The 24203-nt window shown below is 72.6% G+C and carries 20 protein-coding genes and 1 pseudogene; 12 read left to right on the plus strand and 9 right to left on the minus strand.

Translation table 11 applies throughout. The features are described 5' to 3' along the window. Window positions 1-168: 168 nt before the first annotated feature. The 3 genes from ACLIN4_RS23180 (at window position 169) to ACLIN4_RS23190 (ending at window position 2479) form a co-directional block, all read left to right on the plus strand. Entirely contained in the window at window positions 169-810 is a 642-nt protein-coding gene (locus tag ACLIN4_RS23180) for a DUF6758 family protein (RefSeq protein ID WP_107479423.1), read from the plus strand. A 150-nt stretch (window positions 811-960) separates the two neighbouring features. Then, a complete protein-coding gene (locus tag ACLIN4_RS23185) occupies window positions 961-1818 on the plus strand; it encodes a PHP domain-containing protein (RefSeq protein ID WP_100049784.1) in 858 nt (285 codons plus the stop codon). A gap of 55 nt (window positions 1819-1873) precedes the next feature. Beyond that, on the plus strand, window positions 1874-2479 hold the full coding sequence (locus ACLIN4_RS23190; RefSeq protein ID WP_107479422.1) for a MarC family protein: 606 nt from the start codon (window positions 1874-1876) through the stop codon (window positions 2477-2479). A gap of 64 nt (window positions 2480-2543) precedes the next feature. Here the strand turns inward: ACLIN4_RS23190 and ACLIN4_RS23195 are convergent, their stop codons facing one another. Further along, window positions 2544-2696 (minus strand): hypothetical protein, encoded by a 153-nt coding sequence (locus ACLIN4_RS23195; protein WP_078949261.1) that lies wholly within the window; start codon window positions 2694-2696, stop codon window positions 2544-2546. 285 nt (window positions 2697-2981) lie between these two features. Here ACLIN4_RS23195 and ACLIN4_RS23200 point away from each other — a divergent pair, with 285 nt between their 5' ends. Next, window positions 2982-3878, plus strand: a complete 897-nt coding sequence (locus ACLIN4_RS23200) for an NYN domain-containing protein (protein WP_107479421.1) — start codon at window positions 2982-2984, stop codon at window positions 3876-3878. Here the strand turns inward: ACLIN4_RS23200 and ACLIN4_RS23205 are convergent. Both ACLIN4_RS23205 and ACLIN4_RS23210 read right to left on the minus strand, forming a co-directional pair. After that, window positions 3875-4765 (minus strand): alpha/beta fold hydrolase, encoded by an 891-nt coding sequence (locus ACLIN4_RS23205; RefSeq protein ID WP_290014867.1) that lies wholly within the window; start codon window positions 4763-4765, stop codon window positions 3875-3877. The genes ACLIN4_RS23200 and ACLIN4_RS23205 overlap by 4 nt on opposite strands. A gap of 295 nt (window positions 4766-5060) precedes the next feature. Then, window positions 5061-7748 carry a DEAD/DEAH box helicase gene (locus ACLIN4_RS23210; RefSeq protein WP_411576167.1) on the minus strand — a complete coding sequence of 896 codons (2688 nt, stop codon included), beginning with the start codon at window positions 7746-7748 and terminating at the stop codon, window positions 5061-5063. 534 nt (window positions 7749-8282) lie between these two features. On the opposite strand from ACLIN4_RS23210, the gene ACLIN4_RS23215 reads away from it, so the two are divergent. Next, on the plus strand, window positions 8283-9047 hold the full coding sequence (locus tag ACLIN4_RS23215) for a ferritin-like fold-containing protein (protein ID WP_043380214.1): 765 nt from the start codon (window positions 8283-8285) through the stop codon (window positions 9045-9047). 153 nt (window positions 9048-9200) lie between these two features. Here ACLIN4_RS23215 and ACLIN4_RS23220 read toward each other — a convergent pair whose 3' ends face one another. The 4 genes from ACLIN4_RS23220 to ACLIN4_RS23235 all read right to left on the minus strand — a co-directional run bounded on the left by ACLIN4_RS23220 (window position 9201) and on the right by ACLIN4_RS23235 (window position 11228). Then, the gene (locus tag ACLIN4_RS23220) at window positions 9201-9470 is read right to left on the minus strand and encodes a hypothetical protein (RefSeq protein WP_100049561.1); all 270 of its coding nucleotides are present in this window, start codon (window positions 9468-9470) and stop codon (window positions 9201-9203) included. 297 nt (window positions 9471-9767) lie between these two features. Continuing rightward, on the minus strand, window positions 9768-9995 hold the full coding sequence (locus ACLIN4_RS23225; protein ID WP_043380210.1) for a DUF3107 domain-containing protein: 228 nt from the start codon (window positions 9993-9995) through the stop codon (window positions 9768-9770). Between the two features lie 156 nt (window positions 9996-10151). After that, window positions 10152-10793, minus strand: coding sequence for a TetR/AcrR family transcriptional regulator (locus ACLIN4_RS23230; RefSeq protein ID WP_043383261.1), 642 nt, complete (start codon window positions 10791-10793; stop codon window positions 10152-10154). A 213-nt stretch (window positions 10794-11006) separates the two neighbouring features. Then, window positions 11007-11228 carry a hypothetical protein gene (locus ACLIN4_RS23235; protein ID WP_100049560.1) on the minus strand — a complete coding sequence of 74 codons (222 nt, stop codon included), beginning with the start codon at window positions 11226-11228 and terminating at the stop codon, window positions 11007-11009. Window positions 11229-11482: 254 nt separating this feature from the next. Here ACLIN4_RS23235 and ACLIN4_RS23240 point away from each other — a divergent pair, with 254 nt between their 5' ends. The 7 genes from ACLIN4_RS23240 to moeZ all read left to right on the plus strand — a co-directional run bounded on the left by ACLIN4_RS23240 (window position 11483) and on the right by moeZ (window position 20755). Further along, entirely contained in the window at window positions 11483-12505 is a 1023-nt protein-coding gene (locus ACLIN4_RS23240) for an alpha/beta fold hydrolase (protein WP_107480061.1), read from the plus strand. An 8-nt stretch (window positions 12506-12513) separates the two neighbouring features. Then, window positions 12514-14133, plus strand: a complete 1620-nt coding sequence (locus ACLIN4_RS23245; RefSeq protein WP_381939061.1) for a DUF3152 domain-containing protein — start codon at window positions 12514-12516, stop codon at window positions 14131-14133. A gap of 215 nt (window positions 14134-14348) precedes the next feature. Further along, window positions 14349-16454: a DUF3492 domain-containing protein gene (locus ACLIN4_RS23250; RefSeq protein WP_411576168.1), complete on the plus strand. Its 2106-nt coding sequence runs from the start codon at window positions 14349-14351 to the stop codon at window positions 16452-16454. Beyond that, window positions 16451-17608 carry a hypothetical protein gene (locus tag ACLIN4_RS23255; RefSeq protein ID WP_411576169.1) on the plus strand — a complete coding sequence of 386 codons (1158 nt, stop codon included), beginning with the start codon at window positions 16451-16453 and terminating at the stop codon, window positions 17606-17608. Before ACLIN4_RS23250 ends, ACLIN4_RS23255 begins: the two co-directional genes overlap by 4 nt. A gap of 100 nt (window positions 17609-17708) precedes the next feature. Next, window positions 17709-18767 (plus strand): NAD-dependent epimerase/dehydratase family protein, encoded by a 1059-nt coding sequence (locus tag ACLIN4_RS23260; RefSeq protein WP_269959882.1) that lies wholly within the window; start codon window positions 17709-17711, stop codon window positions 18765-18767. Continuing rightward, a complete protein-coding gene (locus ACLIN4_RS23265) occupies window positions 18755-19513 on the plus strand; it encodes a spherulation-specific family 4 protein (RefSeq protein ID WP_289913873.1) in 759 nt (252 codons plus the stop codon). Before ACLIN4_RS23260 ends, ACLIN4_RS23265 begins: the two co-directional genes overlap by 13 nt. 63 nt (window positions 19514-19576) lie before the next feature. Further along, window positions 19577-20755, plus strand: coding sequence for an adenylyltransferase/sulfurtransferase MoeZ (gene moeZ / locus ACLIN4_RS23270; RefSeq protein WP_100048931.1), 1179 nt, complete (start codon window positions 19577-19579; stop codon window positions 20753-20755). A gap of 86 nt (window positions 20756-20841) precedes the next feature. Here the strand turns inward: moeZ and ACLIN4_RS23275 are convergent, their stop codons facing one another. Then, window positions 20842-22383 carry an alpha/beta hydrolase gene (locus ACLIN4_RS23275; RefSeq protein ID WP_411576170.1) on the minus strand — a complete coding sequence of 514 codons (1542 nt, stop codon included), beginning with the start codon at window positions 22381-22383 and terminating at the stop codon, window positions 20842-20844. 139 nt (window positions 22384-22522) lie between these two features. Further along, window positions 22523-24087, minus strand: a pseudogene (locus tag ACLIN4_RS23280) (alpha/beta hydrolase). Window positions 24088-24203: the final 116 nt, after the last annotated feature.

Genomic DNA, 24203 nt, shown 5'->3' on the forward strand with positions numbered 1-24203 from the left:
GAAGGGTTGGGGAGGGAGTGGATGGTCCGGGATGTGTTGGTGTTTGCACATAGTAAGTTAGCGACGCTAATTAATGCAATGTACATCTAGTTTTCGCCGGTCAGCCCTTCCGTCCGGATGGGTGATCGTCCTTGACGCGGGGGAGCGAGGGTAGGACCGTGGGGCTCTATGAGGGGCGAACCCAGTTGCCCGAAGTGTGGTGGCCGGGTCAGGGCTCCCGGCCTCTTCGCCGATTCCTGGCAGTGCGTTCTGCACGGCACGGTGCACCCGCTGCAGCCCGTGCTCCCGCCCAGCGTCGAGGCGCTGGGTGTGGTCGTGCACCGCACGCAGGTACCGGTGTGGATGCCGTGGCCGCTGCCGGTCGGCTGGCTGTTCACCGGTGTGGCCTGTGCGGGCGACGACCGCAGCGGCGGCCGGGCGACCGCCGTGGCCTGTTCCGGTCCCGGTCCCCTCGGCGGTGTCGGTGAGCTGATCCTGGTCGCCGAGGAACTCGGCGTCGGCCTCGGCGCGCGCTACGCGGGCCTCGACGCCCCGGATCCGGGGCCGTACATGAACGTCGAGAAGCCGCCCCAGGCGAAAGTGCTGGCCGCCGGCCGCCCCACCCCCCTCTGGCACGTCTCCGGCGCCCCCGTCGACCGCGCGGTCTTCGCCGGGGAGGCCCTCGGGATGTGGCTGTGGGCCGTCGCGTGGCCGGAGCAGTCCGGGCTGCTGATGTACGAGGAACTGGTGCTGACCGACCTGCGGGACGCGGGTGCCGAGGTGGACCTGGTGCCCTGCGGTGCGTTGTCGCCGCGGCTGATCCAGCCGTAGGTCGTCGGCGGGGATTGCGCCGGGCGGCGTCGGGGGGGGGCCTGTCGGCTGTAGTGGGCGCAGGCCCGCTTCGGCTGTGACGGCGGCGGCCGGAGTTCCGGTTATCCTTGAGCGTCCCCTTCCGTCCCGTCACCGCTTGGAGTCAGCGTCGTGCGCATCGATCTGCACACCCACTCCACCGCGTCCGACGGCACGGACACCCCGGGCCAGCTGGTGCGCAAGGCCGCCGCGGCCGGGCTGGACGTCGTCGCGCTGACCGACCACGACACCACCCGCGGCCACGCCGAGGCCGTCGCCGCGCTGCCCGAAGGGCTCACCCTGGTCACCGGCGCCGAGCTGTCCTGCCGCGTCGACGGCATCAGCATGCACATGCTGGCCTACCTCTTCGACCCCGAGGAGCCCGCCCTGCTCGCCGAGCGCGAGCTGGTCCGGGACGACCGGGTGCCGCGCGCCAAGGCCATGGTCGCCAAGCTGAACGCGCTGGGCGTGCCGGTGACCTGGGAGCAGGTCGCGCGCATCGCGGGCGACGGTTCGGTGGGGCGGCCCCACGTGGCGACCGCCCTCGTCGAACTCGGCGTCGTGCCGACCGTGGGCGACGCCTTCACCGAGGAGTGGCTGGCCGACGGCGGCCGGGCCTTCGTGGAGAAGCACGAGACCGACCCCTTCGAAGCGCTGCGGCTGATCAAGGCCGCCGGTGGCGTGGCCGTGTTCGCGCACCCGGCCGCCGCCAAGCGCGGCCGTACGGTGCCGGAGTCCACGATCGCCGAACTGGCCGCCGCCGGACTCGACGGCGTCGAGGTCGACCACATGGACCACGACGCGGACGCGCGGGCGCGGCTGCGCGGGCTCGCCGAGGAGCTCGGGCTCCTGATGACCGGCTCCAGCGACTACCACGGCAGCCGGAAGACCTGCCTGCTCGGTGAGTACACGACGGACCCCGAGGTGTACGGGGAGATCACGCGGCGGGCCTTCGGGGCCTTCCCGGTGCCGGGCGCCGGCGGAGTCTGAGCCGTACTCCCCGCACGTCCACGTTCATTTCTCGCGCAAGGCCAGTAGCTCACCCATGTTCGACATCGCCGTCTTCGGCTCCCTCTTTCTGACCCTTTTTGTCATCATGGATCCCCCCGGGATCACCCCGATCTTCCTCGCGCTGACCTCCGGCCGGCCCGCCAAGGTGCAGAAGCGGATGGCCTTCCAGGCCGTCTGCGTCGCCGGTGGCGTGATCACCGTGTTCGGTCTCCTCGGGCACCAGATCCTCGACTACCTTCACGTCTCCGTGCCCGCGCTGATGATCGCGGGCGGGCTGCTGCTCCTGCTGATCGCGCTGGACCTGCTCACCGGCAAGACGGACGAACCGAAGCAGACCAAGGACGTCAACGTCGCGCTCGTACCGCTGGGCATGCCGCTGCTGGCCGGGCCCGGTGCGATCGTGTCGGTCATCCTGGCCGTGCAGAAGGCCGACAGCGTGACCACGCAGGTGTCGGTGTGGGCAGCGATCCTCGCGATCCACGTGGTGCTGTGGCTGGTGATGCGGTACTCGCTGCTGATCATCCGCGTCATCAAGGACGGCGGCGTCGTCCTGGTGACCCGCCTCGCGGGCATGATGCTCTCCGCGATCGCGGTGCAGCAGATCATCAACGGGGTCACGCAGGTCGTCCAAGGGGCGTGAGGGCGACGAACGGGACCCCCGCACGGCATTCGTGCGGGGGTCCCGGTGTGTGCGGGTGTCCGCGCTACAAGGCCGCGGTGTCGGCCGGGCGGATCCACAGGCGCTGCCCGATGGCGGCGGCCTGCTGAACGATGCGGTTCACGGAGGCGGCGTCCACGACGGTCGTGTCCACGGGGGTTCCGTCGACGTCGTCGAGTCGCATGACTTCAAAGCGCATGGCCTCTCCCTTGATCTGGTCATCCTCCTGAGGAGAACTACTGGTGTGGCTCCCGGGTCGTCGGTGCCCGGGGAGTCGTTCATAGTCAACGGGCTGCGTGTTACAAACATTCCCTACGCTAAAGAAATTTTTCGAACGGCTAATTACTGACCGGTAAGTCGATCGATGTCGAGTGCCGGATGCGCGAGTTGATCGACGCGCAAGCGCTGGGTGCGATGGATGCCCGGACAAGACTGACCGGGACCGGTTGTGTTCGCAGCGTGACCGCCGGGACAATGGGAGGTGATGAACGACGACCTCGCCACCCTGAACGCCCGCATCGATCGCACCAACGAGCTGCTCCAGCGCATGCTCGCCGAGGTGGCCAAAACGCCCTCGACCCACGCGATCTTCGTCGATGCCGGGTACCTCTACGCGGCGGCGGGACGTCTGGTGGCCGGGACCGAGGACCGCCGGGCCTTCGACCTGGACGCCGAGGGACTGATCGAGGCGCTCATCGACAAGGCGCGCACGATCTTCGCGGACAGCCGTCTCCTGCGGGTCTACTGGTACGACGGTGCCCGGCGGCGCATCCACACCGCCGAGCAGCAGTCCATCGCCGAGCTGCCGGACGTGAAGGTCCGCCTGGGCAACCTGAACGCCAACAACCAGCAGAAGGGCGTCGACTCCCTCATCCGCTCCGACCTGGAGTCCCTCGCCCGGCACCGCGCGATCAGCGACGTCGCCCTGCTCGGCGGCGACGAGGACCTGGTGTCGGCGGTCGAGGCCGCCCAGGGCTACGGCGCCCGCGTCCACCTGTGGGGCATCGAGGCACCCGAGGGCCGCAATCAGGCCGACCCCCTGCTGTGGGAGGTCGACAGCCAGCGCACCTTCGACCTCGACTTCTGCAAGCCGTACGTCTCCCGGCGCACGGCCCAGGGGTACGAGGCTACGGGCGCCGCCCGCCCCGCCCGCGAGGACGTCCGTTTCGTCGGCGCGCAGATCGCGGCGAAGTGGCTGGCCGCCCGGGGCCGCGAGTCACTGGTGGATCTCCTCCCCGGCCACCCCTACCTACCCGGCTCGGTGGACCAGGACCTGCTGGTCGAGGCCGAGGGACTGCTGCAGTACTCGCTGCGCGGCCAGGCCGACCTGCGGAGGGCGCTGCGGGACGGCTTCTGGGAGCACCTGCGGGCGCAGTACTAGGGAGCGTCCGGCCGCGGGGCGATGTCGTCCCAGAAGCCGGCGAGGGCGCGGGCGGTCGGCAGGGGCTGGTCGGTGTTGGGGGAGTGCTCGGCTCCGTCGATCACGGTCCGGCGCGCGTCGAGACGTACGGCCATCTCGTCCAGGAGGGGGACCGGCCAGGTGTCGTCGTAGGCACCCGACAGGACGTGGCAGGGCAGTGGTGTGGCGGCGAGTTCGGCGACCCTGTCCGGCTCGGTGCACAGCTGCCGCCCGGTGGCCAGCAGCTGGGCCGGCCTGGTGCCCAGCCAGCGGTCGCGCAGTCGTTCCGGGTCCTCCGGGCCGTGGGCGGGGGCGGGGGCGCCGACCTCCTCGGGCGGTCCCATCGCCTGGATCACCTGCCAGACCTCGGCCATCGTCATGGTGCCGAGCGCGTCGCGCAGCAGCTTCACCCGCTGCTGCTGGGAGACGGAGATCCGCGCGGGGCCCGAGGACATCAGCGTGAGCGAGACGAAGGGGGCGTGATCGAGGAGGACGGCCGCCCGCGCGATCTGGCCCCCTAGGGAATGCCCGAGGAGATGGACCCGCGTCCCGAGGGCGGCGACCTGCGCGAGCACGTCCCGGGCCAGCTCGGCCTGCGCGTAGACGGTCTCGTCGTGCTCGGGTCCGTCGGACTCGTACTGTCCCCGCCCGTCCACCGCGACCGTACGGTACCCGCGCCTCCCGAGCGGCTCGTGCAGCAGCGTGAAGTCCTCCTTGCTGCCCGTGAACCCGGGCAGCATCAGCACCGTTCCCCGCGCTTCGGTCCCGTCGGCCACGGGCGAGTCGACGACGGCGAACTCGCCGCGCTCGGTACGCAGCCGGTACGCGCGGGCGTCGGAGGGCGGGGTGAAGGCGGCGTTCCTGCTCACGGGCAGAGGTTATCGGGCGGCGCGGTGCGGGGTCGGGGCGGTGCGGGGTCGGGGCGGTGCGGGCGAGGGGGCGGTCGGTGAGGGGGGAAGCTGGCGGTGGGGGCCGTTGGCGGGGCGCCGGGGAGGAGTCTCGGGGCCGGGCGGGCGTGCGCGGGGTGCCGGGTGGTCGGGGGCGCGGGGGCGTCGGGGTGCCGGGTGGTCGAGTGCGTGAGGTGCCTGGTCGGCGGGGGAACGCCGGCGGCCCGGTCCGCGTGGGTGGCGGGACCGGGCCGACGGTCAGGTGAGGCGGAGGCGATCAGCTCTCGCCGGACTCCGAGGAATCCGCGGGACGCGCCGCAGCCGCGGCCGTCTTGCGGGTGCGCCGCGCCTTCGGCTTGGCCTCGGCCGTGTCGGCGGCCTCCGCGGGCGCCTCCGCCGCGGTCGCGGCCTTACGGGTCCGGCGCCGCGGTGCGGCCTCCGGCTCCTGTGCCGACTGGGCGGGGATGCCCGCGGTGGCTTCGGTGCCTTCGGTGGCCGCTGCGGTCTTGCGGGTGCGGCGGCGGGGCTTGGTCTCGGTCGCCTCGGCCGTGTCGGCGGCGGTCTCCGCCTTGGTGGCGGCCGTCTTCCGGGTGCGTCGGGGCTTGGCCTCGGCGGTTTCCGGTGCCTGGACCGCGGCCTCGGTGACCTCGGTGCCTTCGGTGGCCGCTGCGGTCTTGCGGGTGCGGCGGCGGGGCTTGGTCTCGGTCGCCTCGGCCGTGTCGGCGGCGGCCTCCGCCGCGTTGGCGGTCGCCTTCCGGGTGCGCCGGGGCTTCGCCTCCGTGGCCTCCGCCGTGTCGAGGGCCGCTTCCGTCTTCGCGGCGGCCGTCTTGCGGGTACGGCGCGGCTTCGCCTCGGCCGCCTCCGGCTCCTGTGCCGACTGGGCCGGGATCTCGGCGGTGGCCTCGGCGGCCTCGGTGCCTTCGGCGGCTTCAGCGGTCTTGCGGGTGCGGCGGCGGGGCTTGGTCTCGGTCGCCTCGGCCGTGTCGGCGGCGGCTTCCGCCTTGGTGGCGGCCGTCTTCCGGGTGCGTCGGGGCTTGGCCTCGGCGGTTTCCGGTGCCTGGACCACGGCCTCGGCGGCCTCGCCCGTGTCGGCGGCGGCCGTTGCCTTCGCGGCGGCCGTCTTGCGGGCGCGGCGCGGCTTCGCCTCCGTCGGCGCGGTCGCGGCCTCGGTCGCCGCCTCCGCCGTGTCGACCGCCGTCTCCGCGGCCGTGGCCGTGGTCGCGGCCTTGCGGGTGCGGCGGCGCGGCTTCTCCACCGGGGCCTCGGCCACCGGAGCGGCCTCGACGACCGCCGGCTCGACGACCGCCGGCTCGACGACCGCCGGCTCGATCACCGGGGTGGTCTCGAGCGCGGTGGCCTGGGCCTCGGCCGACTTGCGGGTGCGGCGGCGGCGCGGCTTCGCGGGAGCCTCCGTGGCCTCCGCGGTTTCGGACACCGCGGGCGCGCTGTCGGCCACGGCAGGTGCCGCGGGAGCGTCGGCCGTCGCGGGCGTCACCGGCCGCTGGGCCGGCTCCCCACCGCGAGTACGGCGTCGGCGGCGCAGCGTACGCGGACCCTGGGCGGCGTCCGGGCCGGCGTCGGCGGCGCGGTCCGCACCGCCGGTCACGGCCTCGGGGGCGTTGGTCGCGGAGACGTCGGCGTCCACCGGGGCCCCGCCGCGCATCCGGCGGCGGCGCCGCGGCGTACCGGACGGACGCTCGCGGTCGGCGGAACGAGACTCGTCCCGGCCGCCACGGCCACCCCGGTCGCCACGCGTGCGGCCACCGCGGCCGCCCGGCTCGCCCAGGTCCTCCATCTCCTCGGCGTCGAGCCCGGCACGGGTGCGCTCCGAGCGCGGAAGCACGCCCTTGGTGCCCTCGGGGATGCCGAGGTCCGTGTACAGGTGCGGGGAGGTGGAGTAGGTCTCCGGCGGGTCGTTGAAGTCCAGCTGCAGCGCCTTGTTGATCAGCTGCCAGCGGGGGATGTCGTCCCAGTCGACCAGTGTGATCGCCGTACCCTTGGCGCCCGCGCGGCCGGTGCGGCCGATGCGGTGCAGGTACGTCTTCTCCTCTTCCGGCGACTGGTAGTTGATGACGTGCGTCACGCCCTCGACGTCGATGCCGCGGGCGGCCACGTCGGTGCAGACGAGCACGTCCACCTTGCCGTTGCGGAAGGCGCGCAGCGCTTGCTCGCGGGCGCCCTGGCCGAGGTCGCCGTGGACCGCGCCGGAGGCGAAGCCGCGCTGCTTGAGCTGGTCGGCCAGGTCGGCCGCCGTGCGCTTGGTGCGGCAGAAGACCATGGCAAGGCCCCGGCCCTCGGCCTGCAGTATGCGCGCCACCATCTCGGGCTTGTCCATGTTGTGCGCGCGGTAGATGTACTGCTTGGTGTTCGCGACCGTCGCGCCCGCGTCGTCCGGCGAGGTGGCCGAGATGTGCGTCGGCTGCGACATGTAACGGCGGGCCAGTCCGATGACCGCACCTGGCATGGTGGCCGAGAACAGCATGGTCTGGCGCCGGACCGGCAGCATGTTGATGATCTTCTCGACGTCGGGCAGGAAGCCCAGGTCGAGCATCTCGTCGGCCTCGTCGAGGACGAGCGACTTGATGTGCTTGAGGTCGAGCTTCTTCTGGCCCGCGAGGTCCAGCAGACGGCCCGGGGTGCCGACGACCACGTCGACGCCCTTCTTCAGGGCCTCCACCTGCGGCTCGTAGGCACGGCCGCCGTAGATCGCGGTGACGCGCACGTTGCGGACCTTGCCGGCGGTCAGGAGGTCGTTGGTGACCTGCTGGCACAGCTCGCGCGTCGGAACGACGACGAGGGCCTGCGGGGCGTCGGTCAGGGCCTCGGGCGCGGCGCGGCCCGCCTCGACGTCGGCGGGGACGGTCACGCGATCGAGGAGCGGGAGGCCGAAGCCCAGCGTCTTGCCGGTGCCGGTCTTGGCCTGGCCGATGACGTCCTTGCCCGACAGGGCCACGGGGAGCGTCATCTCCTGGATGGGGAAGGGACTGATGATGCCGACGGCTTCAAGGGCTTCGGCGGTCTCGGGGAGGATCCCGAGGGATCGGAACGTCGTAGTCAGGGTGCTGCCTCTTCTGTGTGCGTGGTGCGAGGCGAGCGCGCGGGTCGTGCCGGACCGTGTCGGGGACGTCGGCTGCCTTACGGGTGAGCCGTAGGACACGGGACCTCTGTCGACGCTCCAGCGCTCGTACCACTGAGGGTCCCCCTCCGGACTCCGTACGCGGCGTGGCGTACGGCGGGAGGGCTGTCGGGTCGGAGCCGATCGGGCCACCGACCGGGCATCCTCATGCGTGCGGCCCGACGAAGAAGTCACGTACCCGTACGTCACATACTCGGCAGGCGCATTACCACCATACCCCGGATTCGCGCACACGCGATGGCCGATTCGGTCACGTAGTCGTCGTCACACCGGCCGAGGGGGATCGGTCAGGGGTCGGCCAGGGGTCGGCCAGGGTCGACCGGGGGCCTTCCGGCAGGCGGAGGGCGGGCTATTGTGCGCTGCATGACGAGCTCTGACAAGCCTGGCAACGCCGCAGAAGCCCCCGCCGACACCACCGGTACCGCCGGTGCCACCGGAGTAGCCGCCCAGGACTGGACGACGGCCGCCGCCGATCCGCAGTACCGCGCCGCGGTCGTGGACCTCCTCGGCGCACTCGCGTACGGCGAGCTGGCGGCGTTCGAGCGGCTCGCGGAGGACGCCAAGCTGGCGCCCACGCTGGCGGACAAGGCGGAGCTGGCGAAGATGGCGTCGGCGGAGTTCCACCACTTCGAGCGGCTGCGCGACCGGCTCGCCGAGATCGGTGAGGAGCCGACGGCGGCGATGGAGCCGTTCGTGTCCGCCTACGACGGCTTCCACAAGCAGACCGCCCCTTCCGACTGGCTGGAGGGGCTCGTCAAGGCCTACGTCGGCGACTCCATCGCCAGTGACTTCTACCGCGAGGTCGCCGCCCGTCTCGACTCCGACACCCGCGAACTGGTGCTGGCGGTGCTCGACGACACCGGGCACGCCGGTTTCGCCGTGGAGAAGGTGCGTGCCGCGATCGACGCGGACCCGCGCGTGGGCGGGCGGCTCGCGCTGTGGGCGCGGAGGCTGATGGGCGAGGCGCTGTCCCAGTCCCAGCGGGTGGTCGCCGACCGGGACGCCCTCTCGACGATGCTCGTGGGCGGAGTCGCGGACGGCTTCGACCTCGCCGAGGTCGGCAGGATGTTCTCCCGGATCACCGAGGCCCACACCAAGCGGATGGCGGCTCTGGGGCTGGCGGCCTGACCTCGGACGACGTGGGCCCGTGCCGCTCGGCGTGGGTCACGCGCGGTGTGGGTCACGCGCGGTGTGGGTCCGCGCGGTGTGGGTCCCGCACGGTGTGCGGGTGAGGTCGCGGGTCGGGTGCTCAGCCCGACGGGCTGAGCGGCCGGCAGGCGGTCAGGCGGTCGCGGAGCGTCGGCGGAGTCCTGTCGCGGGGCGCAGCAGCAAGGAGAGCGAGGCCGCGGAGAGGGCCGCCGAGCCCAGCAGGACCAGCAGGAGACCGCCGGCGCCCAGCGCGGTGTGCGTGACGAACGCCCCGGAGAGGGCTCCGGCGATGCCCGTCGGCAGCACCAGGACGCGGGCCGGGAGCCGATGTGACAGACGGTGGGCGGCAGCCCACGCCAGAGCGAGGCCGAGGATCGCGGCGCTGAGCGCTTCCAAGAGCATGTCGGGGTCCCTCCCACGCGGCCGGCCCGCCCGAAACGGTCACAGCCGTCTTACCCCTGACCTGCGGAATGCAATCCTCCCCCTGTGGGTGAACTGTGCTCCAGTCGCGCGCGCGAAGTGCGGGAGGCGGGGCGGAAGAAGGTACGCGAGGGCTGAAAGTACGCAGGGGGCGCAGGGGCTGAGGGGAGCGTGGGACGGGACGCCGTACGTACGGACGGCCCCGGAAGCACGCAGGGGCCCGGCGGTGAGTCACCGCCGGGCCCCTGCGAACTTCGTCCGTCGTCCCGCGTCCGCCGACTACAGCGCGCCGAAGCCCACCTTGCGCGGGGACGGCTCGCCGATCTCGATGTAGGCGAGACGGTCTGCCGGCACCAGGACCTTGCGGCCGTGTTCGTCCACGAGGCTCAGCAGCTGAGACTTGCCGGCCAGTGCCTCGGCCACCACACGCTCGACCTCCTCGGCACTCTGACCGCTCTCCAGAACGATCTCGCGGGGCGCGTGCTGCACGCCGATCTTGACCTCCACGGCTATGTCCCTCCGACGGTCAGTGAAGTGCGCGATCTTCCGCGCCGTACCCAGCACACATTAGCCCGGTGAGGGGACGTACACGCTGCGCCGGAGAACGCCAGGAGCGAACACCCGACGGGAACAGGAGTCCCGTGCGTCCCGCCGTCGTGCCGGTCAGTGCTGCTCGGTGCCGTGCAGCGGGAAGCCGGCGATGCCCCGCCAGGCGAGCGAGGTCAGCAACTGCACCGCCTGGTCGCGCGGCACGCTGCGGTCACTGTGCAGCCACGAGCGGGCCACGACCTGGGCGAGGCCGCCCAGCCCGGAGGCCAGCAGCATCGACTCGGCCCGCGAGAGGCCGGTGTCCTCGGCGATGACGTCGCAGATCGCCTCGGCGCACTCGTTGGTGACCTTGTCGACCCGCTCGCGCACGGCGGGCTCGTTGGTCAGGTCCGACTCGAAGACCAGGCGGAAGGCGCCGCCGTCGTCCTCGACGTACGCGAAGTAGGCGTCCATCGTCGCCCGGACGCGCTGCTTGTTGTCGGTCGTCGACGCGAGCGCGTGCCGCACGGACTGGATCAGGGCCTCGCAGTGCTGGTCCAGCAGGGCGAGGTAGAGGTCGAGCTTGCCGGGGAAGTGCTGGTAGAGCACCGGCTTGCTGACGCCGGCCCGCTCGGCGATGTCGTCCATCGCGGCCGCGTGGTAGCCCTGGGCCACGAATACTTCCTGTGCGGCGCCCAGCAGCTGGTTGCGTCGGGCTCGGCGGGGAAGGCGTGTGCCCCGCGGGCGTACCGCCTCTGTCTGCTCGATGGCTGTCACGCCGCCTCCCATAGTCGTCCTCGTGCGGTGTGCGCCGCGTCGCCATCGTACTTTTCGGTAACCGTGGTGTGTGCGGTGCGAGCGCAGAATTTCACGGACCGGACGGTGACGAAAGCCGCGCAACAGGTTTCAAAAGGGTTCAGACCGGGCAGATATCGGCCTCCTTCCTGCTCGGCCGGCCTTTCGCCGCTGATCCGCGGCCGTACCGGCCGCTCAGCGGTAGTCGTCCTCGTCGTGCGAGACGACCCGGGCCTGTTCCGCCAGGTCGGCCTCATTGGCGCGGTCCGGTTCGTGACCGGTGAGCGGATCGTCGCGCTCCGGTGCGATGTCCGCCTTCTGCTCGGCGGCGTCGGCGTCCGGCGCCTCGACGTCGAACTCCTCCGCTTCCTGCGCCTCGTCCTCGAAGGTCTCGGGGTCGGTCGGGTCGACGGTCATGCTGGGCTCCCTTCCTACGAACGTCCCTGAAGGTGCAGGGGCCACACGCGGGTGCCCACTCCATGAGCGTAGGAGACACCCGATCCGGACGCCATGCGTCGTCCGCGGCCCTCGGGGGCGGTGGTGCGATGAGGGGTACCCGGTTGTTGCCGGCGCACCGCCGCCGACGCGAGCGCCCGGGTGGTCGCCGACGCCACGCCCCTTGTGATGGCGAACACATGAACCACTGCGTGATCGTCTCGTAACATTGCCGCATGTCTTCGACCGAGCCGCCGTCCGCCTCGCCCGCCAACGTGCTGCCGAAGGTCGCGGCCGTCAAGGTCGCGGACGGTGAGCGTCTCAGGTCGGTCCACCTGCCCGGCATCACCCTGACGGTGCGCTCGCGCCCACCCGCCCGCGCGGGACTGCCGCCGGCGCTCTACATCCACGGCCTGGGAGGCTCCTCGCAGAACTGGTCGGCGCTCATGCCGTTGCTGGACGGCGTCGTCGACAACGAGGCCGTGGACCTGCCCGGCTTCGGCGACTCACCGCCACCGGACGACGGCGACTACTCGATCACGGGTCACGCCCGGGCGGTCATCCGATACCTCGACGCCTCCGGACGCGGCCCCGTGCACCTCTTCGGCAACTCGCTCGGCGGCGCCGTCACCACCCGCGTCGCCGCGGTGCGGCCCGACCTCGTGCGGACGCTGACCCTCGTGTCGCCCGCGCTGCCGGAGATCCGCGTGCAGCGCACCGCCGTGCCGACGGGACTGCTGGCGGTGCCGGGGGTGGCGGCACTGTTCACCCGGCTCACCCGGGAGTGGACCGCGGAGCAGCGGGTGCGCGGCGTGACGGCGCTCTGCTACGGCGACCCCGGCAGAGTGAGTGAGGAGGGCTTCCGCAACGCCGTCGAGGAGATGGAGCGGCGGCTGCAACTCCCGTACTTCTGGGACGCGATGGCGCGCTCCGCCCGCGGGATCGTCAACGCCTACACGCTGGGCGGCCAGCACGCGCTGTGGCGACAGGCCGAACGGGTTCTCGCACCCACGCTCCTGGTCTACGGTGGACGGGACCAACTCGTCGGCTACCGCATGGCCCAGCGGGCCGCCCGCGCCTTCCGTGACTCCCGGCTGCTCACCCTGCCGGACGCGGGTCACGTGGCGATGATGGAGTATCCGGAGACCGTGGCCACGGCGTTCCGCGAACTCCTCGCGGACACCGGGAAGCCGGCTGCCGACGAGAGGACCGACGGGGTCGTCGCGGACGAACCCGCCAACCAGAGCACAGGAGGCTGAGGCGCGACGTGGGACGCCACAGCCGACGCGGACCCGCTCCCAAGCCCGCCGACGCGGACACCCCCGCGCGGGAGAACCGCGCCGGCCTGCTGGGCCGCCGCCGGGCGCCCGAACCTCCGGCGGGGGAGCAGACGCCGCCGGGTGGCACGCCCGGCGCGCGATCCGGCACGACACCGGGTGGGCCCCGGGATTGGGCCGGCGGTGGCCCGCAGGGTTACGCAGCCCAGAGGCCGAGGCCGGGGGAGGGCACGCCCGCGCATGGGTTTCCGCAGGTCGGGGGCGAGACGCCGGCGCACGGATCTCCACGCGTCCCGAACGGGACGCCGGCGCGGGGCGTTCCCAGGCTGCCCGACGGCACGCCGGCCCATGGTGTGCCGCGCGTTCGGGGTGGCCATCCCGAGCAGCGCGAACCCGGGGGCGGCTGGGGTGAATTGAGCGGACGGCCCGGTGCGGGGTACGCCACTCCGGCGGGACCGCCCGCCGACGCGCCCGCGCGCCCCGGGCCTCCCGGCGGGCCCGCGGGACCCGGCGTCCCCTTCCCGCGGCAGCGTCAGGCGCCTCCGGGTGGGCCTCGGCAGGCGCCCCCGCAAGGACCTCGCCAGGCGCCCTGGGGAGGGCCTCGCCAGGATTACCTGGACGCCTTCGACGGGGACGACGACGTCTTCGCGCCCCGCTCCCCGCGCCGTACGGCCGTGTCCGCGTCCGCGCAGCCCGCCGGCCCTTACGCCGCCGTCACCGACCGGAGCGCCGGCGACGGGCCCAGCGGCCGAGGGCCCGGGACCGACGCCGACGACGCGCCGCCCTCGGGTGAACCGGCGCCGGCCAAGGGCGGCAAGGGCAAGACCTTCACCGGCATCGCCGCTGCCGCGGTCACCACCGTGCTGGCGGTCGTCGTGGCCGGGCAGGTCGCCGACGGGTCGGACGGCGAGGGCGTGCGGTCGCAGTCCGCCACCGACCAGGCCCGCGGCGTCCACGACTCCGCGTCGCGGACGGACGACCGGCCGACGCCCTCCGCGCCCGCGGCGCCGTTGACGTACGAGCAGAAGATGGGCAAGACGTACCCGCTCAGTGCCACGCTCAAGGGGTCCGGCGAGTTCGAGGCGATCCCCGGCATCGCGAAGGGGCCGGGGAAGGGGCAGCTGCACACCTACCGAGTTGACGTGGAGCAGGGGCTCGGTCTCGACGGCGAACTCTTCGCCGAGGCCGTCCACAAGACGCTCAACGACGACCGGAGCTGGGCCCACAACGGCGCCCACTCCTTCGAGCGCGTCTACTCCGGAGAGCCCGAGTTCGTGATCACGCTGGCCAGCCCCGGCACCACCGCCGAGTGGTGCGCCAAGTCCGGCCTGGACACGACTGTGGACAACGTGTCCTGCGACTCGGCCGCCACCCAGCGCGTGATGATCAACGCCTACCGGTGGGCGCAGGGCGCCGAGCCGTACGGCGACGACATCCACGGCTACCGGCAGATGCTGATCAACCACGAGATCGGCCACCGCATCGGCTACAACCACGTCACCTGCGACAAGGACGGCGAACTCGCCCCGGTCATGCAGCAGCAGACCAAGTTCATCGACCACGACGGAATCGACTGCCGCCCCAACCCCTGGGCTTATCCGAACAGTTGACCGGCGAGGTCTGGCCGCCTTGTTGCGCACAGTAGTCATGTGATCCCTTAGCGCGACCGAACGCCTCCCGCACGGGAAAGTTACGACCGTTCACCCCTTTTGGTGGCGCGATGGACAACCGTCCATCGCGCCACCGCCTTGTCCGCTTACGTTCGTCCCGCTGCGAGCCGCCGGGCCAACGGCGGCTCCCTGGACGGGAGATCGGGGGTGCGCGCGTGCGCATCGGACTGCTTACGGAGGGTGGCTATCCGTATGTGAACGGTGAGCCCGGGCTCTGGTGCGACCGGCTTGTGCGAGGGCTCGAGCAGCACGAGTTCGACGTCTACGCGCTCGCCCGCAGCGAGCGTCAGGAGGCCGAGGGCTGGGTTCCGCTGCCGCCGCAGGTCGGCCGCGTGCGCACCGCGTCGCTGTGGGACGCCGAGGACGACGGCGTCGTGTACGGACGGCGTACGCGCCGGCGCTTCGCCGAGTGCTACGGCGAACTGGCCGCGAGCCTGTGTGCGACCGCCCCCGTGGGGGCCTCCGGGATTGCCGAGACGACGGCGCCGCGAGCGGAGGGAACCGGCACCCACGACCAGTCCGCCCATGAGGCGGACCGTTTCGCCAACGCGCTGTACGGCCTCGCCGAACTGGCCCGCGACGAGGGCGGCCTGCCCCGCGCACTGCGCTCGGAGACCGCCGTACGCGCCCTGGAACGCGCCTGCCGCGCGCCCGGCGCCCACCGCTCCGCGCGCGAGGCCCGCGTCCCGGATCTGCTCACCGTCGCCGCACGCCTCGAACGCGCCCTGCGCCCCCTGTCGCTCGACTGGTACGGGGACGACGGCCTGGGTGCCGTCGACCTGTGCCACGCGGCCTCCGGCGGCACCGCCGCCCTGCCGGGCCTGCTCGCCCGGCACTTCTGCGGGGTGCCGCTGCTGGTGACCGAGTACGGGGTGCGGTTGCGGGCGCACTACCTCACGGAACCCGATTCATCACCACCCATACGGTTCCTGCTGGCCGCCTTCCACGGTCGGCTGGCCGCCGAGACCTACCGGAGCGCGGCCCTGATCACGCCCGGCAACACGCATGCCCGACGCTGGCAGGAGCGCTGCGGAGCCGAGCGCGCCAAGCTCCGTACGGTCCACCCGGGCATGGACGCGGCGCCCTTCGCCGAGGCGGGCGAGTCGCCGGAGTGCGCCGATCCGCACACCCTGGTCTGGGTCGGCCGGGTCGAACCGGCCAAGGACCTCGTCTCGCTGCTGCACGCCTTCGCGGAGATCCGCAGGGCGGAGCCCGAGGCCCGCCTCAGGATCGTGGGCGGCCCGTCCGGACCCGAGGGTGCGGCCTACCTCGCCCATTGCAGGAACCTGGCCGCGCAGCTCTTCCCCGACGAGGCCGACGGCCCGCACGCCGTCGGCAGCAACCCGGTGTCCTTCGAGGAGACCGGCGGGCCGGAACTTCCCTCTCGCGCCGAGGCGTACGCGTCGGGAGCCCTGGTGGTCCTCTCCAGCGTCGTCGAGGGGTTCCCGGCCGGCCTGGTCGAGGCCATGTTCTGCGGCCGGGCGACGGTGTCCACGGACGTCGGCGCGGTGGTGGAGGCCATCGGCGGCACCGGGCTCGTCGTGCCTCCGCGCAACCCCCGGGCACTCGCCGAGGCGTGCGTCGCCCTGCTGCGTGATCCCGAGCGCCGTGCGCGCCTGGGCGCCGCCGCGCGCGCCCGCGCACTGGAGCTGTTCACCGTCGAGCAGAACATCGCGGCATTTCGCGGCATTTACCTCGACATCCTTTCGCGTACACCCGCGCGCCGCGTCGTCCTCGACGACACCGGTGAACCTCTGCCGTTCTCCGTCCCCGCCGAGGCACATGTTCCCGGGCGCTGGACGGACGCCAAGGTCCGTGCGGTGGTGCGAGGGGGCCCGGCCTGGGCGACGGACACTCCCGTCCGGGCCACGGCCGCCCGGAGCTCGGAGGACGACGGGGTGGCCGGATCCGGGGGATCCGAGGGATCCGAGGGATCCGAGGGACCCGGGGGACCCGGGGGACCCGGAGGACTCGGGGCATCGGAATCGGCGACCGGGGGAGGCCGGGCGGCGGTTCCGGCGGCGGTGGCTGAGAGGGCCGGGGCGGCGGTTCCGGTGTGGGCGGTCGAGGGAGCCCGGACGGTAGTTCCGGCGTCGGCCGTCGAGGGGGCCCGGACGGCGGTCCCGGTGTCGGCGGGCGAGGGGGCCGGGGCGGCAGGCCCCGTTCCCGTGACCGAGGGAGTCCGAGCCACCGCTTCGATTTCCGCCACCGAGGGGCCCCGAGCCGCCGCCTCGGTTTCCGCGACCGAGGGGGTCCGATGAGCGGCCTCGGCGAGCTGGACCGCGACCGGGTCCCGGCCGGGACCGAGGAGATCGGTACACGGGCGCCGTCCACCGCGCGCCGCGTCGCCGCGGACCCGGTGAAGGCTCTGATGCACCGGCACCGCGAGCTCTGCCGACGCGCCGTGGACCCGCTGGAGATCGCGGCCGGGCTGGAGGCCCACGGCATCACCGACCGGACCGCCGCACGCTTCCGGCACCGGGACGTCTTCTCTCTCGCCGAGGAGATGTACGCCCGCGTCCCGCGCGACGCCGACACGCCCCCGCGCCCCACAGGCCGGCCCTCCCCCCGGGCGCAGACCGCCTGGATCGTGCTCGCCCTGCTGCCGGGCGCCCTGTGCGCCGCCGCGGTGGCCGCCCTGCGCCTCACCGACGGCCGGCCACGCCTGGTCGCGGCCACCGTCGGAACGCTCGCGGTGGCCCTCGCTCTGCGCGCGCTACTGCGCCGAGGGCCGTTGAGCGCCGCCGCGCGCACCTCCGCCACCTGGACCTGCTGGCTCGTCGGCTACGCCCTTCTCGGCGACGGCCTGCTCCGCACCGCTCTCACCGGCGGCCCGGACGGCCTGCCCGACGGAACCGCCGACGGACCGTGGCCCGTCACCGTCGCCCCCGTGCTGGCCCTCGCCCTGGCCTGCGCTCCGGCTGCCGCGAGCGCCCACCTCTTCGCCGTGCGAGCCCGCCGCAAACTGACGGCCAGCCGGGGGCTGGCGGACTTCTCCGCCGCCGTACGCCCCCTGCTGATCGGCACGTTCGTCCTGTTCATCGGTGCCGTCACGGCCCTGGTGGCGCTGACCGGCGCCGTACTCCGGGAACCCGCCGCCTACCCGCAGGCGCTCACCCTGGGCGCCCTCCTCCTGCTCGCCCGCATGCTCACGGTGCACGGCCACACGCACGCCCCCGCGCTCGTTCTCACCGCCGCGGCCACCGCGCAGGCGGCGGCCGTGGCCACGCTCTTCGCCGCCCGACTCCCCGGCTGCGACTTCCTGGCCGTCCCCGTGGAGGCGCTGGTCGCCGCCTGCGGCCCGGCAGGAGTCCCGACCGCGGCGTGCGGCACCGGCGCCCTGGTCCTCCTGGTCCACGCGGCCCGCCGCCTGACCAAGGCATCCGCGCACGCGGCGCCGGAGCACCCGCGTTGACCACATCCCAGGACACCCCCCCACACGTCCGCACCACCCCTTGAAGGAGCCCCCAGATGACCACCTCCCGACCCGACGCCTCGGCACCGGGAGCCGCCCGATGAGAGTCCTGCTGATCGGAGCCAACGGCTACATCGGCCGCTTCGTCGCCGAGCGCCTGCTCGCCGACCCGGCCGTCCAGCTCACCGCACTGGGCCGCGGCGACGACGCCGACGTCCGTTTCGACCTCGCCAGCGGCAGCCCGGGCGCCCTCACCCGCTTCCTCGACGCGGTCCACCCCGGGGTCGTCGTCAACTGCGCGGGGGCCACCCGTGGCGGCGCGCGTGAGCTCACCCGGCACAACACCGTCGCCGTCGCCACCATCTGCGAGGCCCTGCGCCGCAGCGGCTGCGGCGCCCGCCTGGTACAGGTCGGCTGCAGCGCCGAGTACGGCCCCAGCCAGCCCGGCTCCTCCACCGCGGAGGACGCCGTGCCCCGGCCCGGCGGCCCCTACGGCGTCAGCAAACTCGCCGCCACCGAACTCGTCCTCGGCTCCGGCCTGGACGCCGTCGTCCTCCGGGTCTTCTCGCCCGCCGGCCCCGGCACCCCCGCGGGCTCCCCGCTGGGCCGTCTCGCCGAGGCCATGCGCCGCGCGATGCAGTCCGGCGACGGCGAGCTCCGGCTCGGCGGCCTCGGTGCGCAGCGCGACTTCATCGATGTCCGTGACGTCGCCCGCGCCGTCCACGCCGCCTCCCTCTCCGCCGCGCAGGGCGTCATCAACATCGGTTCCGGCCGTGCCGTGCGCCTGCGCGACGCCGCCGCGACCCTCGCCCGCGTGGCCGGCTACGGCGGAGCCCTGCACGAACTCGACGGCCCGCCCGGCGCACTCCGGCCGGCCATCGGCCACCCCCGCACCGAATCCGTCGCCCACCGCGTCGACGCCCTGGGCCACCACCGCGCCGACGCCCTCGGCCACCACCGACCCGAGCCCCTCGGGCACCGCGGCGAGCGCCCGGACGCCGAGCACGCGGCCCCCGTGGCCTACCCCTACCCGGACGGCTGCGGCAGCTGGCAGCAGGCCGATGTGCGCACCGCACGCGACCGGCTCGGCTGGCGGCCCCGGATCGCCCTCGAGGAGTCCCTCGCCGATATCTGGATGGAGGCGGCATGCCGTATCTGACCAGTGCCAAAGCGGGCACCGCGAGCACCGGCGTCCGTACCGGCCTCGGTGTCCCGGGGCTGGCCCACCCCCTCGTCGCCCCCGGCGAGTGGGCCGACCTGGCCTGGCCCGGGGCGCCCCTGCACTGGGTCGTGCTCAACGTCGCCGACGGCCCCGGAGCCCACCCCGACCCGCACTGCCTGGAGGCCGCCGGCCGGCTGCGCAACGCCGGGGTCCGGGTCCTCGGCCATCTCGACGCCGCGTACGGGGCCCGGAGTTTCGGCGAGCTGATCTCCGACGCACACCGCTACCTCGACTGGTACCGGGTCGACGGCTTCCTCCTCGACCGCTGCCCGTCCGAACGGACCGCGCTCCCCGAGGTCCGCCGCACGATCGGCACCCTGCGCGTGATCCGTGACGATGCCCACATCGTGCTCGGCCACGGCACCCACCCCCACCCCGGCTACGCGGAGAACGCCGACCAACTGGTGACCTTCTCGGGCGCCTGGAGCGACTACCGCTGGTCGCAGGCGGCCGAGTGGAGCGCCGACTACCCGCCCGAGCGCTTCTGCCACTTCGTCCACGGCGTGCCCCGCGGGCACCTGGAGGAGGCGCTGCGGATCGCACGCTGGCAGGGTGCCGCGACGATCTACTTCACCGACCGCACCGACAGCGGCGGACGGAGCGGTCCGATCGACCCCTGGGAGACGATGCCCGGCTACTGGGACGAGATCGTCTCGCGTATCGGGACAGGTGTCTCGGAATGAAAAAGGCCGTGGCAGTGTTGCGAGGAGAACAACCGTAATTACTGACCGACAAACGGAGTCCCCGTGTCGCTGCCACCCCTGGTCGAGCCGGCCCCCGAGCTCACCGTAGACGAGGTCCGCAGGTACTCCCGCCACCTGATCATCCCCGATGTGGGGATGGACGGGCAGAAGCGGCTGAAGAACGCCAAGGTGCTCGCCGTGGGCGCGGGCGGCCTCGGCTCGCCGACCCTGATGTACCTGGCGGCAGCCGGTGTCGGCACGCTCGGCATCGTCGAGTTCGACGAGGTCGACGAGTCCAACCTGCAGCGTCAGGTCATCCACAGCCAGGCCGACATCGGCCGCTCCAAGGCCGAGTCCGCCCGTGACACGATCAAGGGCATCAACCCGTACGTGGACGTGGTCCTTCACCAGGAGCGGCTCGAGGCCGACAACGTGATGGACATCTTCAGCCAGTACGACCTGATCGTCGACGGCACGGACAACTTCGCGACCCGCTACCTGGTCAACGACGCCTGCGTGCTGCTGAACAAGCCCTACGTCTGGGGCTCGATCTACCGCTTCGACGGCCAGGCCTCCGTCTTCTGGTCCGAGCACGGCCCCTGCTACCGCTGCCTCTACCCGGAGCCCCCGCCCCCCGGCATGGTCCCGTCCTGCGCCGAGGGCGGCGTCCTGGGCGTGCTGTGCGCGTCCATCGGCTCCATCCAGACCAACGAGGCCATCAAGCTCCTCGCGGGCATCGGTGAGCCGCTGGTCGGCCGCCTGATGATCTACGACGCCCTGGAGATGCAGTACCGCCAGGTCAAGGTCCGCAAGGACCCCGACTGCGCGGTCTGCGGCGAGAACCCGACCGTCACCGAGCTCATCGACTACGAGGCCTTCTGCGGCGTCGTCTCCGAGGAGGCCCAGGCGGCGGCCGCCGACTCCACGATCACTCCCAAGCAGCTCAAGGAGTGGATCGACGACGGCGAGAACATCGAACTCATCGACGTCCGCGAGCCGAACGAGTTCGAGATCGTCTCCATCCCGGGCGCCCGGCTGATCCCCAAGAACGAGTTCCTCATGGGGTCCGCCTTGGAGAGCCTCCCGCAGGACAAGAAGATTGTCTTGAACTGCAAGACGGGTGTCCGCAGTGCGGAAGTCCTGGCGGTCCTGAAGTCCGCCGGCTTCTCCGACGCCGTCCACGTCGGCGGCGGCGTGATCGGCTGGGTCAACCAGATCGAGCCGGAGAAGCCCGTCTACTGAACCTGACCCCGCAGGCCGGGCCACGGCCACGCTTCCCGTACGGCGGGGGTTCCGCGCACCGCAGGTGCCCGGAGCCCCCGCCGTCGTCATGAGCAGACCTTGCCGTCCTCGGGCACCGTTCCCTTCAGCAGATAGGCGTCCACGGCCGAGTCGACGCAGTCGCTCCCATTCCCGTACGCGCCGTGTCCCTCGCCCTTCCAGGTGAGCATCACACCGACGTCCCCGCCCAGCTCGTCCGCCATCCTGCGGGCGCCCTCGTAGGGCGTGGCCGGGTCGCCGGTGTTGCCGACCACGAGGACCGGGGCCGCGCCGGGCGCGCTCACCTCCGGCGTTTCGTGCTGACCGGCCACCGGCCAGTCGTGGCACCAACCGGCCGTGTCCCAGCCGAGGAAGGCCCCGAACACGGGAGATACCTTCTCGAACCTCGGCAGCAGCTTCTTCGTCTCCTCCAGGGTCGGCCGCTGCTTGTCGTCCAGGCACGATATGACCCGCTGGGAGTGGGTCGTCGTGCCGTAGCGCCCCGAGGGGTCACGCTCGTTGTAGCCGTCGGCGAGTGCCAGCAGCTCCGAGCCGTCGCCCTCCTCGGCGGCCGACAGCGCACTGGTCAGCGCGGGCCAGCCGGACTTGCTGTAGAGCGGCAGCACGATGCCCGTGAGTGCCAGCGTCTGCGTCAGCTTCCGCCCCGGTGAGGAAGTCGGCAGTGGCTCGGCGTCGAGCCGCTCCAGCAGGTCGGCGATCTTCCGCGACCCCTGCTTCGGGTCCTGTCCGGTGGACTTCAGGTAGTCGTCCAGCGCGCGCTGGAAGCCCCTGGCCTGGTTCTCGGCGTGGCCCATCGTGTCGGCGCTCGGGTCCACGACCGCGTCGAGGACCATGCGCCCCACGCGCTCGGGGAACAGGTGGGCGTAGACGCCGCCGAGTTCGGTGCCGTAGGAGATGCCGAAGTAGTGCATCCTGCCGTCGCCCAGGACGTGCCGCATCAGGTCCATGTCGCGGGCGGTGTCCGTGGTCGACACGTGTGACATCAGTTCGCCTGCGGATTTCTGGCAGCCCTTGCCGAAGTCGGCGGCGTCCTTCAGGTACGCCTGTTCCTCGGCGGTGGTGTCCGGGGTGGAGTCCACGGACTCGGCGTCCTCGATCGCCTCGTCGCCGCGGCAGCGGATGCCCTCGCTGGCGGCCACCCCGCGCGGGTCCCAGCTCACCAGGTCGTACCGCTCGTGCAGGGAGGAGACGGTGTCGGCGTAGGACGGCATCATGGAGACGCCCGAGCCGCCGGGGCCGCCGAAGTTGAACAGCAGGGAGCCGATGCGCTCGTCGCCGGTGGCCTCGGCCCGGATCAGCGCCAGGTCGATGGTGTCGCCCTCCGGCTCGGCCCAGTCCAACGGAGCCTTGAGCGTGGCGCACTGCCAGTCGCCGTCCGGCGCGGGGGAGTCCGAGGTGCCCTTGCAGCGGCCCCAGTCGAGCTGCTGGGAGGCCAGGGACTCGGGCACGCCCGACGGCGCCGCCGCCGACGGCCGGCCGCTGCTCGTGCCCCCGTCGTCCTTGTCCTCCCCGGACGAGCCGCCGCTGCAGCCCGCCGTCAGCAGTGCGGCGGCGGCCGTCACAGCCGTCCACCGTACGAGACGCGTCATCGCACTCCCCCCTCGCAAGCCGTCCGCGCCGTGCGGCGGATGGCGGTCATGCCATGGTAGGCGGACCGCGCCGAACCTGGCGTGCCCTGTGGATAACACTCTGACCTGCGGGTTCGCCCGATCTCTGGGGCGACAGAGGTCAGGAGCAGACAGTGCCGGCGGCCGGGACCCTGCCGTCCAGCAGATAACCGTGCACGGCGTCCTGCACACACTTGTTCTTGCTGTCGTAGGCACCGTGCCCCTGACCCTTGTACGTCAGCTCCACGCCGACACCCGTGCCCAGTGCCTCCACCATCTTCCCGGCACCCTCGTAGGGCGTCGCGGGGTCGCCGGTGTTGCCGATCACCAGGATCGGAGCCGCGCCGGGCGCGCTGACGTCGGGGTGGTCGTCGGCGCCGGGCACCGGCCAGTCGGTGCAGCTGAGCATGGACCAGGCGAGATAGTCGCCGAACACCGGCGAGGCCTTCCGGAACTCGGGCAGCTTGTCCTCGACGTACGCGGGGCCGTAACGCGGCTTGTCGTCGGCGCAGTTGATGGCGACGTTGGCGGCGGTGATGTTGCTGTACCGGCCGTTCTCGTCGCGCCCGTTCAGCGAGTCCGACAGCGCCATGAGGACCCTGCCGTCGCCGTCGTACGCCTGCACCAGACCCTCGGTGAGGTACTCCCAGAAGTCCTTCGAGTACAGCGCCTGCGCGATGCCGCCGGTCGCGGCGGTCTGGGTGAGTTCGCGGGGGAAGATGCCGGGGATGGGTCTGCGGTCGAGGTCCTTCAGCAGCCGGGCGATACGGTCCTTGACGTCCTGGGCGCTGTCCCCGAGGGGGCACTCCTCGACCTTGGAGGTGCAGTCCTCGGCGAAGTTGTCGAGGGCGAGCTGGAAACCCTCGGCCTGACCGAGCGAGCCCTGTTCCGGGGTCTGGGTCGGGTCGACGACCGCGTCGAAGACGGCGCGGCCCACGCGCTCGGGGAACAGGTGGGCGTAGACGCCGCCGAGTTCGGTGCCGTACGAGATGCCGAAGTAGTGCAGCTCGTCGTCGCCGAGAACCCGGCGCATCAGGTCCATGTCGCGGGCCGCGTCGGTCGTGGCCACGTGCGGCAGCACCCTCTTGGAGTTCTTCTCGCAGGCGGCGTTGAAGTCCTCCGTGTTCTCCAGCAGCTCTCTGCGCTCGGCCGCGTCGTCAGGGGTGGCGTCCTGCTGGAAGTAGGCGTCGAGCTGCTTGTCGTCCAGGCACTCCACGGGGGCGCGGCGCCCCACGCCGCGCGGGTCGAAGCTGACCAGGTCGTAGCGGGTGCGCAGTTTCGCGTAGTCCTGGCCGAAGGCGGGCAGTGTGGTGACGCCGGATCCGCCCGGTCCGCCGAAGTTGAAGACGAGTGAGCCGATCCGCCGGTCGGCCGGACCACTGGCCTCGGCCCGGATCAGCGCGAGGCCGATCGTGTCGCCCTCGGGGTCGTCCCAGTCGAGCGGTGCTTTCATGGTGGCGCACTGCCACTCGCCGCCGTCCGGCAGCGGGGACGGGGCGGAGCCTCCGCCTTCCGCCTCTGAGGGTGCCGGGCAGTCCTTCCAGTCGAGTTTCTGGGCCGCCAGGTCCCGCTGTCCTCGGAGCCGCTCCCGGAGTCGTCGCTGCAGCCCGCCAGCAGGGCGGCGGACAGGACCGCGGAGGTGACGACGGGCAGGGCGGCGGCGCGCAGCCGGGAGGGGTTCGGCATGTGTCCATCGTGCGGTCGCGCGGAGCCGTGCGCTCGGGGCGGGAGCCGTACGAGGTATGCGGCACGGTCAGCGGAGCGTGCCGCATACCTCGTACGGCACGCTCGTCAGAGCGCTA

This window comes from Streptomyces mutabilis, from assembly GCF_046628145.1.
GTDB classification, from domain to species: Bacteria; Actinomycetota; Actinomycetes; order Streptomycetales; family Streptomycetaceae; genus Streptomyces; species Streptomyces mutabilis.

Coding starts and splice junctions, on each gene's coding strand:
- ACLIN4_RS23190 (WP_107479422.1), top strand. CDS start 1,874: ATGTTCGACATCGCCGTCTTCGGCTCCCTCTTTCTGACCCTTTTTGTC.
- ACLIN4_RS23195 (WP_078949261.1), bottom strand. CDS start 2,696: ATGCGCTTTGAAGTCATGCGACTCGACGACGTCGACGGAACCCCCGTG.
- ACLIN4_RS23275 (WP_411576170.1), bottom strand. CDS start 22,383: ATGACGCGTCTCGTACGGTGGACGGCTGTGACGGCCGCCGCCGCACTG.
- ACLIN4_RS23220 (WP_100049561.1), bottom strand. CDS start 9,470: ATGCTCTTGGAAGCGCTCAGCGCCGCGATCCTCGGCCTCGCTCTGGCG.
- ACLIN4_RS23255 (WP_411576169.1), top strand. CDS start 16,451: ATGAGCGGCCTCGGCGAGCTGGACCGCGACCGGGTCCCGGCCGGGACC.
- ACLIN4_RS23235 (WP_100049560.1), bottom strand. CDS start 11,228: ATGACCGTCGACCCGACCGACCCCGAGACCTTCGAGGACGAGGCGCAG.
- ACLIN4_RS23210 (WP_411576167.1), bottom strand. CDS start 7,748: ATGACGCTCCCCGTGGCCCTGTCGGGCAAGGACGTCATCGGCCAGGCC.
- ACLIN4_RS23265 (WP_289913873.1), top strand. CDS start 18,755: ATGCCGTATCTGACCAGTGCCAAAGCGGGCACCGCGAGCACCGGCGTC.
- ACLIN4_RS23260 (WP_269959882.1), top strand. CDS start 17,709: ATGAGAGTCCTGCTGATCGGAGCCAACGGCTACATCGGCCGCTTCGTC.
- ACLIN4_RS23180 (WP_107479423.1), top strand. CDS start 169: ATGAGGGGCGAACCCAGTTGCCCGAAGTGTGGTGGCCGGGTCAGGGCT.
- ACLIN4_RS23200 (WP_107479421.1), top strand. CDS start 2,982: ATGAACGACGACCTCGCCACCCTGAACGCCCGCATCGATCGCACCAAC.
- ACLIN4_RS23240 (WP_107480061.1), top strand. CDS start 11,483: ATGTCTTCGACCGAGCCGCCGTCCGCCTCGCCCGCCAACGTGCTGCCG.
- ACLIN4_RS23215 (WP_043380214.1), top strand. CDS start 8,283: ATGACGAGCTCTGACAAGCCTGGCAACGCCGCAGAAGCCCCCGCCGAC.